Origin of the sequence: Paenibacillus sp. MER 180 (genome assembly GCF_023713665.1) — a bacterium.
In the GTDB taxonomy this organism is placed as follows: Bacteria; Bacillota; Bacilli; order Paenibacillales; family Paenibacillaceae; genus Paenibacillus_B; species Paenibacillus_B suaedae.
On sequence record NZ_JAMAVT010000037.1, the window covers coordinates 1 to 15,826 of the forward strand.

General features: G+C 46.2%; 10 protein-coding genes and 12 tRNA genes. 20 read left to right on the plus strand and 2 right to left on the minus strand.

The window, feature by feature from the left end:
* Positions 1 to 47: 47 nt before the first annotated feature.
* The 4 genes from M3661_RS29300 (at position 48) to M3661_RS29315 (ending at position 388) form a co-directional block, all read left to right on the plus strand.
* A tRNA-Thr gene (locus tag M3661_RS29300) sits at positions 48 to 123 on the plus strand.
* 12 nt (positions 124 to 135) lie between these two features.
* Positions 136 to 210: transfer RNA gene (locus M3661_RS29305), tRNA-Gln, on the plus strand.
* A 6-nt stretch (positions 211 to 216) separates the two neighbouring features.
* Positions 217 to 292, plus strand: a tRNA-Lys gene (locus tag M3661_RS29310).
* A gap of 12 nt (positions 293 to 304) precedes the next feature.
* A tRNA-Leu gene (locus M3661_RS29315) sits at positions 305 to 388 on the plus strand.
* A 98-nt stretch (positions 389 to 486) separates the two neighbouring features.
* On the opposite strand, the gene M3661_RS30940 is transcribed toward M3661_RS29315, so the two are convergent.
* A complete protein-coding gene (locus M3661_RS30940) occupies positions 487 to 795 on the minus strand; it encodes a tyrosine-type recombinase/integrase (protein WP_397376568.1) in 309 nt (102 codons plus the stop codon).
* Positions 796 to 1,023: 228 nt separating this feature from the next.
* Between M3661_RS30940 and M3661_RS29320 the strand changes: the two genes are divergently transcribed.
* Positions 1,024 to 1,395 carry a hypothetical protein gene (locus M3661_RS29320; protein ID WP_251490955.1) on the plus strand — a complete coding sequence of 124 codons (372 nt, stop codon included), beginning with the start codon at positions 1,024 to 1,026 and terminating at the stop codon, positions 1,393 to 1,395.
* 483 nt (positions 1,396 to 1,878) lie between these two features.
* Here the strand turns inward: M3661_RS29320 and M3661_RS29325 are convergent, their stop codons facing one another.
* The gene (locus tag M3661_RS29325) at positions 1,879 to 2,307 is read right to left on the minus strand and encodes a hypothetical protein (RefSeq protein WP_251490958.1); all 429 of its coding nucleotides are present in this window, start codon (positions 2,305 to 2,307) and stop codon (positions 1,879 to 1,881) included.
* 681 nt (positions 2,308 to 2,988) lie between these two features.
* Between M3661_RS29325 and M3661_RS29330 the strand changes: the two genes are divergently transcribed.
* The 15 genes from M3661_RS29330 to glmS all read left to right on the plus strand — a co-directional run bounded on the left by M3661_RS29330 (position 2,989) and on the right by glmS (position 15,570).
* Positions 2,989 to 3,063 (plus strand) — tRNA-Gly (locus tag M3661_RS29330).
* A gap of 8 nt (positions 3,064 to 3,071) precedes the next feature.
* Positions 3,072 to 3,148 (plus strand) — tRNA-Arg (locus M3661_RS29335).
* A gap of 15 nt (positions 3,149 to 3,163) precedes the next feature.
* Positions 3,164 to 3,240 (plus strand) — tRNA-Pro (locus tag M3661_RS29340).
* Between the two features lie 9 nt (positions 3,241 to 3,249).
* Positions 3,250 to 3,323 (plus strand) — tRNA-Gly (locus M3661_RS29345).
* A 155-nt stretch (positions 3,324 to 3,478) separates the two neighbouring features.
* Positions 3,479 to 3,553 (plus strand) — tRNA-Gly (locus M3661_RS29350).
* A gap of 8 nt (positions 3,554 to 3,561) precedes the next feature.
* A tRNA-Arg gene (locus tag M3661_RS29355) sits at positions 3,562 to 3,638 on the plus strand.
* A 15-nt stretch (positions 3,639 to 3,653) separates the two neighbouring features.
* A tRNA-Pro gene (locus tag M3661_RS29360) sits at positions 3,654 to 3,730 on the plus strand.
* Between the two features lie 9 nt (positions 3,731 to 3,739).
* A tRNA-Gly gene (locus M3661_RS29365) sits at positions 3,740 to 3,813 on the plus strand.
* A 615-nt stretch (positions 3,814 to 4,428) separates the two neighbouring features.
* Positions 4,429 to 7,218: a phosphoenolpyruvate carboxylase gene (gene ppc, locus M3661_RS29370; RefSeq protein ID WP_021255709.1), complete on the plus strand. Its 2,790-nt coding sequence runs from the start codon at positions 4,429 to 4,431 to the stop codon at positions 7,216 to 7,218.
* Between the two features lie 373 nt (positions 7,219 to 7,591).
* Positions 7,592 to 8,158, plus strand: coding sequence for an RNA polymerase sigma factor SigW (sigW, locus tag M3661_RS29375; RefSeq protein WP_021255710.1), 567 nt, complete (start codon positions 7,592 to 7,594; stop codon positions 8,156 to 8,158).
* A 200-nt stretch (positions 8,159 to 8,358) separates the two neighbouring features.
* On the plus strand, positions 8,359 to 8,976 hold the full coding sequence (locus M3661_RS29380) for a zf-HC2 domain-containing protein (protein ID WP_028532705.1): 618 nt from the start codon (positions 8,359 to 8,361) through the stop codon (positions 8,974 to 8,976).
* A gap of 194 nt (positions 8,977 to 9,170) precedes the next feature.
* Positions 9,171 to 9,995 carry a diadenylate cyclase CdaA gene (gene cdaA / locus M3661_RS29385; protein WP_021255712.1) on the plus strand — a complete coding sequence of 275 codons (825 nt, stop codon included), beginning with the start codon at positions 9,171 to 9,173 and terminating at the stop codon, positions 9,993 to 9,995.
* Positions 9,988 to 11,427: a CdaR family protein gene (locus M3661_RS29390; protein ID WP_251490962.1), complete on the plus strand. Its 1,440-nt coding sequence runs from the start codon at positions 9,988 to 9,990 to the stop codon at positions 11,425 to 11,427. The genes cdaA and M3661_RS29390 overlap by 8 nt, the downstream gene beginning before the upstream one ends.
* Positions 11,428 to 11,576: 149 nt before the next feature.
* A complete protein-coding gene (glmM, locus tag M3661_RS29395) occupies positions 11,577 to 12,920 on the plus strand; it encodes a phosphoglucosamine mutase (protein WP_065292990.1) in 1,344 nt (447 codons plus the stop codon).
* A gap of 814 nt (positions 12,921 to 13,734) precedes the next feature.
* Positions 13,735 to 15,570 carry a glutamine--fructose-6-phosphate transaminase (isomerizing) gene (glmS, locus tag M3661_RS29400; protein ID WP_021255715.1) on the plus strand — a complete coding sequence of 612 codons (1,836 nt, stop codon included), beginning with the start codon at positions 13,735 to 13,737 and terminating at the stop codon, positions 15,568 to 15,570.
* Positions 15,571 to 15,826: the final 256 nt, after the last annotated feature.

Sequence of the window (15,826 nt, forward strand, 5' to 3'; positions counted from 1 at the left end):
CAAGCAGAGGGTCGGCGGTTCGATCCCGTCAGCGTCCACCATAATATGCCGGTGTAGCTCAGTTGGTAGAGCGGCTGACTTGTAATCAGTAGGTCGAGGGTTCGACTCCTTTCGCCGGCACCATTTTTACCTTATTGGGGATTAGCCAAGCGGTAAGGCAACGGACTTTGACTCCGTCACGCATAGGTTCGAATCCTATATCCCCAGCCATTGTAAGAGCCATTAGCTCAGTTGGTAGAGCACCTGACTTTTAATCAGGGTGTCGAAGGTTCGAGTCCTTCATGGCTCACCAGTTAAATATCGTGCGCGTATGGCGGAATTGGCAGACGCACTAGACTTAGGATCTAGCGCCTTTGGCGTGGGGGTTCAAGTCCCTCTACGCGCACCATATCATTAAACCCTTGTCGGACAAGGGTTTTTTGCTGTTTACAGATAGTAAGGAGCGTAAGGTTCCTTGTTTTTGTTAACGGACTTGTTAACGTAAAGCTAGATATCCACAGGATCATTGCTTTTATTCATCGAGTTTATAGCCTCAGAATTTTTCGCCATGAGGTTCTTTTTCTTTTCATCTCTCATGTGTGTATAGATGTCTCCTGTAATTGCTACACTAGAACGACCTAATACCTCTTGTATGTCTTTAAGGTCAAAACCAAGCTCCCACAAGTTAGTTGCAAATGAATGCCGCAAGTCATGGAACCGAATGTATGGCAATCCTCTTTTATTGATTATCTTTTCGTAATCATGTCGCAATTGAGATGGGCGTATTGGCTCTCCGTCTAGGTGGCAATTAATCAAACCCTATTGTTGCTGGTACACTTCGTTATTTTGTGCGTTGATATATATGATTCTGATCGATCTTCTCTTTCAGCTTTTCAAGTATACCTATCTATGATAGGTGTGTACCTTTCGGACTTCTTTGTTTTTGGTGTTTATGGCCGTTAAATAGGCCGTGTAGAAGCGACTCACAGATGCTGCCTTAAGAAATGTCTGACACTGCCCCAGCGTCCACGTGAGAGTTCCTTTTTGGCCAAACGTGATGGATCAAGCTTCTTCATAAAGTCGATGGGAATTAGCTTCTATTTTGCTGGACCAGAAGGTATTAGGTGTCGATATAGCGGATGTGAAGTGGAGTGGGATACCGGACGGAAAGAGTACCGCTTCCACAATGACTACACAGACAAAAGGGATCGGAAGGTACTCGCAACGAAGCAGAGAGCTGCATTGGATGCCAACAAGAATGTAGTGTACCTGGTAGGTGGGGAGCACGCGACATTAGGATCGATGGAGACGCTAGTGAAGTGGATGCTATTGATCACCAAAATGCAGACAATAAGATTGAGAGCTATTCATTCTATTTATCTGGAATCAAATTTGCTTATTTGTAGTGATAATTGATGGATGTGATATGCTGCACGATAAGATATAAAATATTTTCGTTTATTCCGGTATGTGAGCAACGCGAGGATAAACACATCCCGAGCATCATCACTTCCGAAAACGAAAATGTCATAAGCACCAAAGTATTATCTTAGTGCTTAGATTAAGCCAGGGCTTCTTTTTAAGCAAAACATGCCTCCTGCGTACGTTCTTTAGTTTGTGATTGTAACCCAAGCGAGGGAGGGGGGGCGTCCTTTTGTTGAACTGTAGGGCAGGATAGTGGTGTTGTAACATAACATGGATAATGCTGTTTAAAGATAAGAGGAGAGAGATATATGCAAAGAGAGGTAATGAAAGATCTAGATAATTTTTTGGATTGACAGGGAATGTTACTTTAACCCATTTTGGAGTAGTTTGTCTGGCGGCAATATGAGGCCGGCACCAAAGAAGTAAAGCCCCGGGTTAGTCCGAGGCTTTATTATGATCATTTGCTTAAATGCTCTAGTATTGTTTTGCCTTAACTTGGATGTCCATATTATGGCCGTCTTTATTATTAATGAATACTTTCCATTTTTCAGAGATAAAGCCACCAAAGACTTTAATTGTTTCTGTTTTTTGTTGGCCTGCAGATATTGGAATGTCTACCGCATAGTTTTTTCCATCGCGTACTAACGTCATGTACACTGTTCCTGGGCCGTCATTCTTAACATGAACGTCTAAGCTCTTTCCGGCATGGATGTTTGCATGAAATGAGCTCTGGAAGGAATGGTACCCAACGTGACTAACATCAAAAAGTGAAATTTCTCTTGAATCTGTTGAGGTTTCTGATTGAGTTGGTGCAATTCTAGTTGAGTCAGGCGCAGCAGAAGCGAATCCAGTAAATGTTGATAACATTAGCACTGTTGAAATGATGACTAACGATTTTTTCATAGTAACCTCCTTGGAAATGTATATTAATGTTATACATTTCCAATATACCACATATAACCATTAGCTTGTGCTGTAGATGAGTCCTATCTGTGACAAAGACCCGAACTATTCGAGGATCTACTTGTACACACTAATTAGGTACATCTTTTATAAATAAAGTCCCACCTTTGATGGGACAATTCATTTTAGATGAAGCGATTGATTCATTATTCGAATTAGCCTTTTATCGTTTTGCTGTTTATTTAGGTAACTACGTGTTCTTGTAGGTCTCAATATTGTGTTGGAGAGTAGAAGGAATTAATCTTAGGGATAAGCTTAGAAGCCTGGATGAGCCCTTTTAAATCCTTAAAGAGGGGATTTGGATACGTAAAGCGTCTCAAACCCATCTAGAGCAAATAAGGGGACGTACGACTGGAATAACGATTGCATTCCACTATGGCGACCTGACGAAATGCTCTGAGGGGCGGGGGAACGTAGAGAACCGTTGGAGCTTGTGGGCGATAATAGCTGTTAAGCGTTGTGATGAGATGTCCTAGAACAGGCACCTTGAAGTCTCCAGTGGCTCAACAGCAAGGTTTTTCAGCTATTTATTATTTTTTTTGAAATAGGGGTTGCATTACTTAATACCTTATGATATATTATTACTTGTCGCTTCTGATATATCGTTTTGAACGACAAATTGCGGACATAGCTCAGTGGTAGAGTATCGCCTTGCCAAGGCGAGGGTCGCGAGTTCGAATCTCGTTGTCCGCTCCATATAATTTGCGCCCTTAGCTCAGCTGGATAGAGCGTTTGACTACGAATCAAAAGGCCGGGAGTTCGAATCTCTCAGGGCGCGCCATTTTCAATACAGTATCGGGATGTAGCTCAGCTTGGTAGAGCACCTGGTTTGGGACCAGGGGGTCGCATGTTCAAATCGTGTCATCCCGACCATCTAAATATGCGGGTGTAGTTCAATGGTAGAACTCCAGCCTTCCAAGCTGGTAGCGTGGGTTCGATTCCCATCACCCGCTCCAACAACATCCTTGCTAAGGAAGCGAACCTCAGGTTCGACCATCCGTGAAGGCATCGATAAGTAATCAGGGTAGGATGAGCGTCAACATGTTCCATCTTAATGCCGAAGGCATTTTGAATCAGATTATGTTGAGTATTCCCATCACCTGCTCCATATGCGGACATAGCTCAGTGGTAGAGTATCGCCTTGCCAAGGCGAGGGTCGCGAGTTCGAATCTCGTTGTCCGCTCCATATAATTTGCGCCCTTAGCTCAGCTGGATAGAGCGTTTGACTACGAATCAAAAGGCCGGGAGTTCGAATCTCTCAGGGCGCGCCATTTTCAATACAGTATCGGGATGTAGCTCAGCTTGGTAGAGCACCTGGTTTGGGACCAGGGGGTCGCATGTTCAAATCGTGTCATCCCGACCATCTAAATATGCGGGTGTAGTTCAATGGTAGAACTCCAGCCTTCCAAGCTGGTAGCGTGGGTTCGATTCCCATCACCCGCTCCATTTAATAAACCAACGCCGACTGGCGTTTTTTTTGTATATACGATGGGATGAGAACCTCAGGATTCGACCGTCCGTAAAGACATTGTGGAAATACTCAAGTAGGACGAGCGTCAATATGAACAATAACCGAATGGAGCTGGGAGGCACCATTTTTAGATCAGACATGTTGAGTACCGCACTGCAAAGCTTCTTGAAATACAGATAAGTGCACGTGCCGGAGAGAATTATTAGTGAGCAGACAATTAGAGCACGATGAGCAAGGGGAGTATTCCCGTTTCATTAACCAGCATGAAATCGACGCCGAAAGGCGTTTTTTATTTTGTTGAGAATAGCTGCGTTCGCAGTTCATATTTAGACGATCATGTATGAATTATAGGCTCTACATGAAACATAATGAGTAGGATGATGAACATACATTTCAGGCTGTTTAAGGCTAAAAATACAGGTTAGCGATATCAAAATAACGATCCATTGTAAAGCCGAACCAATGTAAGGGGATACAATTGAAACGTGCGATTTTTTCAATGAAAACTAAAGATTTTCGTCTCAATTTGTAGTATGATGTTAAGAAAGTCTTTTACAGACTGTACTGAATTGTGAGATAGGGGGAGACGAATGACTGATCTAACGTTAACCGCAAACAAGACGAATTCCAACAATATGTTGCGGCGGGACGTTCGTTTTCTGGGTAATATACTCGGCGAAGTGCTCGTCCATCAAGGTGGTAATGAATTGCTTAACATTGTGGAGAAGATCCGCGAGCTTAGCAAATCGTTGCGTGCCGTATTTTTACCCGAGTTGTATGAGGAGTTTAAGCAACTCATCAATACGTTGAACCCCGAAATCCGACATCAAGTGATTCGTGCATTCGCTATCTACTTCCAGTTAGTGAACATTGCAGAACAGAATCATCGGATCCGTCGCAAACGCGATTATGAGCGCTCTGCAGGTGAAAGCATTCAACCAGGATCGATCGAAAGTGTGATCATGGAGTTGAAGGAGCGTAAAGTTTCCGAAGAAGAATTGCAAGAAATTATTGAAAGCATTTCTTTGGAACTTGTCATAACGGCGCACCCGACTGAGGCGATGCGTCGGGCCATTCTCGATATTCATAAGCGCATCGCTGATGATGTCACAATGTTGGATAATCCAACTCTGACACACCGTGAGCGTGAACAATTGCGAGATAAGCTGCTGAACGAAGTGATAACACTGTGGCAAACGGATGAGCTGCGTGATCGTAAGCCAACTGTACTCGATGAAGTGCGCAACGGCTTATTCTATTTCAACGAGACACTGTTCGATGTACTGCCAGATGTATATCATGAATTGGAACGCTGCCTGGATAAGTACTATCCATCCGGAGGATGGCATGTGCCTACTTACCTTCGATTTGGTTCTTGGATCGGTGGCGACCGTGACGGCAATCCTTCGGTTACCCATGATGTAACATGGGAAACATTGAAGATGCAGCGTACTCTTGCGATTCGCAAATACGAGGAGCGATTGAAGTCCTTATTCCGTACGCTTAGCTTCAGTACTACAATTGTATCTGTATCTGAGGAGCTGCTTTCCTCGATTGCAGAGGACAGCCGCAATGTGACATTGACGCATGCGGGATACTGGAACAATGAGAAGGAACCGTATCGTATCAAGTTAATCTACATGTTCGAGAAGTTGAATAATATACTGGATGAGTCGACGAAGGGGACAGCACAGCGTTACAACAATCCGCTTGAGTTCTTGGAAGATCTGAGAATTATTGACCGGAGCTTGCGCCACCACTTCGCAGATTATGTATCAGACACGTATGTGAAGAAACTGATTCGTCAAGTAGAACTGTTCGGCTTCCACATGGCGACACTTGATATTCGTCAGCATAGTAAAGAGCATGAAAATGCAATGACTGAAATTTTGGCTAACATGAACATCGTGGACGATTACAGCAGCTTGAGCGAAGAGGAGAAGATTGAGCTTCTTAATCGCTTGCTGAATGATCCTCGTCCATTGATATCGGAATATATTCAATATAGTGAATCTACAACTGAAGTACTGAATGTGTATCGTATCGTCTATGATGCACAGAAGGAATTCGGTGAGAAATGTATTACAAGCTACTTGATCAGTATGGCGGAGGCAGCGAGCGATGTGCTTGAAGTCATGCTGCTGGCGAAGGAAGTAGGCTTGTTCCGCAAAGAGAAAGGCAAAGTACACTGCACATTGCAGGCTGTGCCGCTTTTCGAGACTGTCGACGACCTTCATGCCGCACCTGCGATCATGAAGACGTTGTTTGATTTGCCGATATACCGCAGTGCTGTTGAAGCAATGAATGATCTGCAGGAGATCATGCTTGGCTACTCAGACAGTAACAAAGACGGCGGTGCATTTACAGCGAACTGGGAGCTTCGTATGGCTCTGAAGGAACTGACGGCGTCTGCGAAGAAGTACGATGTGAAATTGAAGTTCTTCCATGGTCGTGGCGGTGCACTTGGTCGTGGTGGTATGCCATTGAATCGCAGTATTATGGCTCAGCCTCCACACACGATTGGTGGCGGCATCAAGATTACGGAGCAGGGTGAAGTATTGTCTTCCCGCTATTCCGTACAAGGTATTGCTTACCGAAGCTTGGAACAAGCTACTTCGGCACTTATACAAGCGGCTACGCTGGCTCGTACGCCGCATACGGATCTGTATGAATCGAAGTGGAAGGAGCTCATGGAGAGCATCTCCCAGGCTTCGCTGAAGAAGTATCAGGATCTGATCTTCCGTGATCCAGACTTCATGACGTTCTTCAAGGAGTCTACGCCGCTTCCAGAGATCGGTGAACTGAACATCGGTTCACGTCCGTCGAAGCGGAAGAACAGTGACCGCTTCGAAGACTTGCGTGCGATCCCTTGGGTATTCGCATGGACGCAGAGCCGGTACTTGCTCCCTGCGTGGTATGCAGCAGGAACAGGATTGCAGAGCTTCTATCAAGGCAAGGAAGAGAATATGGAAACAATGCGCCATATGTATCAGAATTATTCCTTCTTCCAGTCTATGATCGACAGCTTGCAAATGGCACTTGCGAAGGCGGATCTTGTCATTGCCAAGGAATATGCAGGCATGATTAAGGACGAAACCATTCGCGAGCGTATATTTACGCAAATTGAGGAAGAATTCAAATTGACTTCTTCGTTAATCCTGCAAATTACCGGACAAGAGGATATTCTCGACAATGTTCCTGTCATCCAGGAATCGATTCGCTTGCGCAATCCATACGTGGATCCGCTCAGCTATATGCAGGTGGAACTGCTGGCAGAACTGCGCGAGCTTCGTGAGAACGAAGAGGATGATGCGGTATTGCTGCGGGAAGTTTTGCTTACGATTAACGGTATTGCAGCAGGGCTTCGAAATACAGGTTGATAATGTCGGAATGATCGATTTCCGCAGGCTACGTCGATACGTAAACAGCACGAAGTAGCGACGATGCAGTCGAGTCTTGAGCGATCGAGGCTCGACTTTTCCTGTGTTTATACATAGGAAAGAGTGCGCCGGCAAAGAAGAGCAGCATTGCTTCTGCATCGACACACTCGCACCCCTAGGGCAGCGACAGGCAGGGAACGAGGCTTCCCGAATGAGCCATTGTTCATTCACTGAATTCGGTGAATGATCGTGAGCACAGTAAGATACGTTGCTCCCAAGGTTCGCATTCCTGCTTACGATGTCCGGCATTGTCATTGAGGTGCAATGATTGAGAAGACATCGGCATAAGAGCAGTGAGGATGGAGGGAGACGCTTGGATACGCTAGAACAACGGCTCGTGAGATTAGCTCGAAAAGGGGATACGCGAGCGTTTGCCGAGATTGTCGATTTATATAAGGATAAAATATTCCATCTTGCCTATCGCATGCTGAGTAATCGGCATGAAGCAGAGGATGTGGTACAAGATACATTTCTGCGTGTATATCGCAATTTGGATCGTTACGATGAGACTCAGAAGTTCTCGACTTGGATCTATCGTATCGGAACGAACCTGTGCATTGATCGCTTGCGCAAACGGAAGCCGAATTATTCCCTTGATGCAGAGATGAATGACCAGGAGGGCATTGACGGGTATGCGATGATCCCTAGCGATAATCGTACACCTGAGACATACTTGCTTGTAAGCGAGACTCAGAAAATGGTCCATGAGGCGATTGAGAGTCTCCCTGCAAAATATAAGACCGTGATGGTGCTTCGTTACTTAAAGGATATGTCGCTGCAGGAAATTAGCGATGTACTGGATATGCCTGTGACCACGATCAAAACGAGGGTGCACCGGGGACGAGAATTTCTCCGCAAGAAGCTGGAACGTAAAATCTGATAAAAAATAGCAGGCTAAAGAGTGAAACTATTTTGCATTCAAGTCGTATCGTATAACAAGCCGAATGAGCCCTAACGAAAATGTATAGAATGTTGGGAAAGACTTCGGTGCATGACGATACGTCCCAGATAGGGTCATCCTTCTTAATGTAGGATGCGCCATCGTATCTGATTGGAGACTCCATGAAAGGATTGGCTCAAATGGATTGCAAACAAGCCGTCTCATTAATGCATGATTTACTAGATGACGATTTGACACCGGAATATGCACTCGAATTGAAAGAACATATGCTTGCATGCCCGGATTGCCGCGAACGATTTCGTCAGTTAGAGGAGATGGATACTCTGCTGTACAGCTTCAATCACCGAGTGCAGCCTGTATCGGATGATTTGACGGCACGGGTCATGAGCGTTATACCGAAGCCGAAGCAGCAAAGTGCGTTCATGCTATGGGTCAAACGTCACCCAGCCATTACCGTCGCAGCCGTCTTTGTGTTGGTTATGATGACAAGTGCGCTAAGTATGTGGAATGCGGATAAGCAGCTTATGGTTAAGGGCGCTGATCTGAATGGAGTTGTCGTAGAGAATAATAAGGTCATCGTGCCTTCGGATAAAGTAATATCAGGTAACTTAACGATTCATAACGGAGTCGCAGAAGTGTACGGCAAAGTGAAGGGCGATGTAACCGTCATTGACGGGAAGCTGTATCAAGCATCTACGGCAAATATTTCGGGATCGGTTCACCAAATTGACGAAGCACTAAGCTGGATGTGGTACCAGCTTACGAACTTGTTCGGCACGGGGCCGTCGTTGCCATAACGAATGACAGTATCCGTATCTGTTGTACCGAGGCTCTCCTGCAGCTATTGCAGGAGGGCTTTTTTGTAAGAATGGATAAGAATGGGATATAAATTTTGCTTCATCAAGACGAAAAGGTTATAGTTATACATAGAGAGGTGCTTCATCTTCTCATCAGGATCTTATCAGGGGAAACGAACGCCGGGGGTACCTGCATGAATTATTTTGCGGACATGTCGTGGAAAGACACGATCAAGAATATCATCGATATTTTAATCGTTAGTTATGTAATTTATAAGCTACTTGTGCTCATCCGCGGAACGCGTGCTGTCCAGTTGCTGAAGGGGATCTTTATCCTCGTTGTGACTTGGGCGATCAGTACGTGGTTTGATTTGTATACGCTGAAATGGCTTATGAATCAAATGTTTACGTTCGGGGTTCTTGCGATCGTAATTATTTTTCAACCTGAGCTGCGACGAGCATTGGAGCAGTTGGGTCGAGGGAAAATGTTCGGTGGACGCGCGGTAGCAGAGGAAGATGAGACGGCTCGTGTTATTAGCGAGCTTATTAAAGCAGTTAATTATATGTCACGACGTAAGATCGGTGCACTCATCGTCTTCGAACGTGTGACAGGGTTGAATGAATACACGGAGTCAGGCATTGCCATGAACTCCCGTATTAGCTCAGAGTTGCTCATTAACCTATTTATCCCGAATACACCACTGCACGACGGAGCAGTTATTATACAAGGCAGCCAAATTGCAGCAGCAGCTTGTTATTTGCCGTTGTCCGAGAATCCATTTATCAGTAAGGAATTGGGGACAAGACATCGGGCAGCTATTGGAATCAGTGAAGTATGTGATGCAATTTCTGTTGTCGTCTCCGAGGAGACAGGACAAGTGTCCCTTGCTATCAATGGACAAGTTGTGCGTGATATTAAGGAAGAATCACTCATATCCAAGCTGTTCGATGAGTTAAAGCCGAAGGCGAAGAAAGAACTAAAAATGTTCTGGAAACGAAAAGGTGAGCATCATGGATAAGTGGTTAATGAATAATAATGCAGCGAAGATTATCGCGTTAGTATTAGGTGTGCTTCTATTCGCTGTCGTACATAAAGACGATACAACACCGACTTCTCCGCAGCCGCTCATGGAATCTCGCTGGATTGATGACGTGCAAGTACGGATTGTCGGATTGGATACGAAGCAGCAGGTAATTAAATCCATACGGCCGGATAAGGTACGTATACAGGTTCGAGGCAAGCGGACAGCGATTGCTTCTGCATTGCCAGAAGATTATAAAGTAACACTTGATTTAACAGGCTATGGGAAGGGGAAGCATGTGGTACAGCTCCGTCATGAGTTGCCAACTGGAATCGACTTGATGTCGATGGAGCCGAGCAGTGCAACGATTGAGCTGGAGGATGTGCAGACGAAGGAGTACGAAGTACAGGTACAAACAGAAGGAACCCCTGCCAAAGGATATAAGGCAGGCACTCCAATTGTGCGTCCTTCGAACCGGGTCCATGTAACGCTTCCCGCATCTCGTATGGCTGAAGTAAAATCGATAGTAGGTACAGTAAGTGTCGATAAGGCGAATGAGTCTGTCATCACGAAGCGGGTGAAGTTGACGGCGTATAATGCGAGAGGCGATGAAGTGGAGGGAGCAGTCCTGACACCATCTTTTGTCGAGGTCGAAGTACCGATCACGAAGCCATTCAAGACCGTACCTCTCCAAGTGAATTTGACTGGACAATTAGCGGAAGGACTTGCTGTGTCAGCCTTGTCTCCAGATGTCAATCAGGTGACCCTGTACGGCCCTCAGGAAGCGTTGGATAAGATCGAATACTTGGATAATGTACAAGTCGATTTGCGCCAATTTGAAGCTGCTGGGACGTATAAGATAAAGGTACAATTGACGCCGCCTGCGAACATTGAGAAAATAGAACCGAGTGAGATTACTGTCGAATTGCAAATTTCGGGTGTAAAACAGCGTACGATAACGGACGTTCCTATTACACTAACGGGCGACAATGACCGATTGGAGACGACAATTGCGGAACCGGCTTCCCGCAAGATGGACGTTATTGTTGTTGGCGCACCGAATCTGATTGATGCGCTGAAGGTAAGTGACATTCAGTTGATTGCGAATGTGAATGACTTGCCTCCTGGTGAGCATACAGTGAACTTGCAGGTAAATTTACCTCGGTTCGTTCGACGAGTGGATTCAACTCCGCTAACGATCAAGGTCGTAATTAAGGATACGGAAGCGCCCGTAACGACATTGCCTGATCCGAAGCCTCCTACTTCGATCCCAGAAGAAGTAGGCAACGGCTCGACATCAGGAACCCAGAATGAGACGGGGCATCCAAGCAATCCATCGACCGACACTCATGAGAATCCGCCTTCCTCGAATGAAGCGGAAGGAACACCGACCGAAGCGGTGAACGGATCAGTGGAACATTCCAACTAGAGATGTGTGACATCTATGAATTGACGAATAGAATAATGAAAATCAAATTTACGACGTGAGAATAGATGCTGCACAGGATGGATTTATGATCGAAGTGCTAACTACAGCAGATCATATTGATTGATGGCAGCATGAAGGAGAAGCGAACGATGGGGAAATATTTTGGTACTGATGGTGTACGCGGTGTAGCGAATCAGGAATTGACAGCAGAACTTGCTTTTAAAATTGGACGCTGTGGAGGCTATGTACTGACGAAGCAGGCATCAGGCAAACCGAAGGTGGTTATCGGTATGGATACGCGTGTATCTGGCCGTATGCTTGAGGCTTCATTGACAGCAGGTTTGCTGTCAATTGGTGCAGATGTCATCCAGCTTGGGGTGTTGTCTACACCAGCTGTTGCATATCTGACACGTGTATTGGGTGCTGACGCAGGGGTTATGATCTCTGCCTCCCATAACCCTGTTCAGGACAACGGGATTAAGTTCTTCGGCAGCGACGGCTACAAGCTGCTTGATGAGACAGAACTTGAAATTGAGCAGCTAATGGATGCTGCTAAAGATGAGCTTCCTCGTCCAATTGGCGAAGGTCTCGGTACGGTTACAGTGGATACGGATGCGAAGTGGCGCTATGTAGAGTATTTGGAATCTACAGTTGATCAACGCTTCGATGGAATGCGTATTGTGCTCGATTGCGCACACGGTGCTGCTTATGAGTTGGCACCACGCTTGTTCCGTGAACTTGGTGCAGAAGTAATCGCTATTGGCGCTGAGCCAACAGGTCTGAACATCAACGATCATTGCGGTTCAACGCATCCGGAAATGTTGAAGGAAGAAGTGCTGCGCCACAAGGCTCATTTGGGTCTGGCTTTTGACGGCGATGCGGATCGCTTGATTGCCATTGATGAACATGGCGAGGAAGTTGACGGCGACTTCATTCTGCTCATTTGCGGCGATGCAATGAAGCGGGCTGGTCGTTTGAATAGTGATACGATTGTAACAACAGTCATGAGCAACATTGGCTTCTTCAAGGGTGCTGAGAAGCACGGATTGAATACAGCCAAGACGGCAGTTGGCGATCGCTACGTTATGGAAGAAATGCGCCGCGGTAATTATAACTTAGGCGGTGAGCAATCCGGACATGTTATCTTCTTGGATTACAATACGACAGGGGACGGCATGCTGTCTGGTATCCAATTGGTTGCTAACTTGAAGGCAAATGGCCAATCCTTAAGTGAAGCGAAGTCGCTTATGCGCAAATACCCGCAAGTGCTGGTGAACGTGCGTGTTGGGGATAAATCGAAATACCAAGGCAATGCAGCTATCGAGAAGGCGATTGCGGAAGTTGAGCAGGAGTTGGGTGACAATGGTCGCGTGCTCGTTCGTCCATCCGGGACAGAATCCCTGATACGTGTTATGGCCGAAGGCCCTGAGGCGGATATTGTAGAGGGATATGTAAACCGCATTGTAGAGGTTGTACAGAAAGAACTAGCTTAATAGGACTTGTTCAGAGCCGTTTGCTTGACGTTGTCAGGTAAGCGGCTTTTTTCCTATTTTCTGTAGCATTGTTGCGAAAAATGGCTAAAGTGAATATAATGTAAGAACATGTTCCGCAAATACAGAGTGGGTAAGGCGAAGCCGATGCCTGGAAGCTCAGCCAAGAAGCCGGTGTATGATGCAGGAACAGCTTATGCTAGAGGATGAGCCAGTCCTCTTCGTAAGGAAGATAGGAAATAGAAGATGATTCACATATAGAAAGTGAGGATTGTGAGGTTGGCAATGTAACGGGCAACCGTTCAAGAAGCGCCAGCGCTTGCTGCTGAATCGGCCATTGCAGCGAGTGGACGAGGTGGAGGTGTTCGAAATGTTCGGCGGGGACCTCCCGGTGTGTTACCGGCACCGTAAGAGCATTAGCGGAATGCAGGAGAGGCGACTTTCCTGACAACGCATGCTTACGCAGGTATGTTTGATAATGAGATGGAGATACACTTGCATAGTCAAGGCGTATCCATTTGGAGATACAATGCAGCTGATTATCGCTGCCATTAAGATTTAACTCAATTAACTACTAAGAATCGGGCTGTCTCGTGGATGGACAGAGCACACAGAGTCCAAGCTGGCTAACAAGCTTGCTTGTTGTGCTGCTTGGCGAAGTAGGCTATTACAAATTAGGCTGCTTCCCTCGTTATCCATGAGCTTATTGAACTTTATAAGTCATCCAATAATGCTATGCACTCACGCTTATGAGGCATGGACTTCTGTGTGCGACGTCGCCAACTGGAGAGGCCGCGAATAATCGGAGGTCTATATTATGTGTGGTATTGTCGGATATATTGGAGCTAGAAATTCTCAAGCGGTGTTGTTGGAAGGATTGGGCAAGCTGGAGTATCGTGGATATGATTCTGCTGGCATTGCTGTATTCACACCGGAAGGCTTGCAAGTGCGCAAGGCACAAGGTAGATTAGCTGTCCTTGCTTCTCAATTGGAGGATGAGCCGCTGCAAGGTTCGGTAGGCATTGGCCACACTCGCTGGGCGACACATGGCAAGCCTTCGAATGAGAATTCGCATCCACATACGGATGCATCGATGAAGTTCTCTGTTGTTCATAATGGTATTATCGAGAACTATATGGAGCTGAAGGAAGAGCTGATCGCGTCCGGAGTTGTATTCCGTTCAGAGACGGATACAGAGGTCATTTCTCATCTGATTGCTCAAGAGTATGACGGAGATATTGTGAAGGCTGTGCAGAAGGCTACAGCGCGTATGCGCGGTGCTTATGCATTGGCTGTCCTGACAGAGCATGAACCGGATAAGCTGGTTGCTGTTCGCTTCGCAAGTCCGTTAGTTATCGGTATTGGAGAAGGCGAGAATTTTATCGGTTCGGATATTCCGGCGATTTTGCAATATACGCGTCGAGTGTATATTTTGAACGACAACGAAATGGCCGTACTGACTAAGGACGCTGTCGAATTGATGACGTTAGAGGGGAATTTTATTTCTCGGGAAATGATTGTTGTCGATTGGGACGTGTTGACTGCGGAAAAAGGCGGTTACGACCATTTCATGCTCAAAGAAATTCATGAGCAGCCCAAGGCATATCGCGACACGATGCGCGGTAGAATGCAAGAAGATCGCAGTGGAATCAAGCTTCCCGAGTTGAAGCATTTGACTGCAGAGAAATTACAAGAAATTCGCAACGTGCATATTGTCGCATGCGGTACTGCTTATCATGCAGGTCTTGTCGGACGTACGCTGATCGAGCAATGTGCAGGCGTTCCCGTGGAGACAGATGTCGCTTCGGAGTATCGCTACCGTTCGCCAATTATTACACCACAGACGCTTGTTATTGTTGTCAGCCAGTCTGGTGAGACAGCAGACACACTCGCAGCACTCCGTGAAGCAAAACGCTGCGGTGCGACGGTTCTGGCGATTACGAACGTAGTAGGCAGCTCGGTTGCCCGTGAAGCAGACGATACCATTGTTACATGGGCAGGTCCTGAGATTGCGGTTGCCTCTACTAAGGCGTACACATCACAACTTGTTGCCTTCATGATATTCAGCCTGTACTGGGCAGAGAAGCTTGGCCTTCACGATCAGGCTTGGATTCGTGAGCAGATTGCTGCGATGCAGGCATTGCCGGAGCAAGTGGAGCGCATTCTGGAGCAATCTGATGAACTGAAGCGGGTTGCAGAGGACATTGCGAAGCACGACAATATGTTCTTCATCGGACGTGGTCTGGATTATGCGGTAGCATTGGAAGGATCGCTGAAGCTGAAAGAGATCTCATATATTCATTCCGAGGCGTACGCAGCGGGTGAATTGAAGCACGGCACACTTGCCTTGATCGAAGAAGGTGTACCTGTCATCGCACTCGCTACACAGACTGCGCTTGTTGAGAAGACAGTGAGCAACATTAAGGAAGTGAAGGCGCGCGGCGGTGTCGTTTATGCGATTACTGACGAAGCGAATGCTGCTGCAGTAGAGAAGGCGGTAGACGGCATGTTCGTACTGCCAGCTACGCTGTCTCGCTTGTCTCCTGCCTTGTCTGTAGTGCCATTGCAGCTTGTTGCTTACTATGCAAGCTTGGCACGAGGCAATGATGTGGATAAGCCAAGAAACTTGGCGAAGAGTGTGACTGTGGAATAGAGAAGAGCATTGATTGAAGTTATTTTAATAATGATTTATAAATTGTAATAAAGTCTGATTAAAAACATCTCACCTCTATAGATTTTAAGAGGTGAGGTTTTTTTATTGGTGACGAAAGAAAATAAAGTTTTAGACGCCCATGCCGCTAACGCGACACCATCAGATGATGAAAATGGGCGGATTGCGATATAATTTACTTACGGCTGGCGAAGGCAGGTCGGCAGTCAATGGTGCTTCGAGCCCGAGTCTTAGACTG

What these genes read in the sequence shown, in the direction of transcription:
- M3661_RS29325 (WP_251490958.1), bottom strand. Translation starts at nt 2,307, where the DNA reads ATGAAAAAATCGTTAGTCATCATTTCAACAGTGCTAATGTTATCAACA.
- ppc (WP_021255709.1), top strand. Translation starts at nt 4,429, where the DNA reads ATGACTGATCTAACGTTAACCGCAAACAAGACGAATTCCAACAATATG.
- M3661_RS29380 (WP_028532705.1), top strand. Translation starts at nt 8,359, where the DNA reads ATGGATTGCAAACAAGCCGTCTCATTAATGCATGATTTACTAGATGAC.
- cdaA (WP_021255712.1), top strand. Translation starts at nt 9,171, where the DNA reads ATGAATTATTTTGCGGACATGTCGTGGAAAGACACGATCAAGAATATC.
- M3661_RS29390 (WP_251490962.1), top strand. Translation starts at nt 9,988, where the DNA reads ATGGATAAGTGGTTAATGAATAATAATGCAGCGAAGATTATCGCGTTA.
- glmM (WP_065292990.1), top strand. Translation starts at nt 11,577, where the DNA reads ATGGGGAAATATTTTGGTACTGATGGTGTACGCGGTGTAGCGAATCAG.
- glmS (WP_021255715.1), top strand. Translation starts at nt 13,735, where the DNA reads ATGTGTGGTATTGTCGGATATATTGGAGCTAGAAATTCTCAAGCGGTG.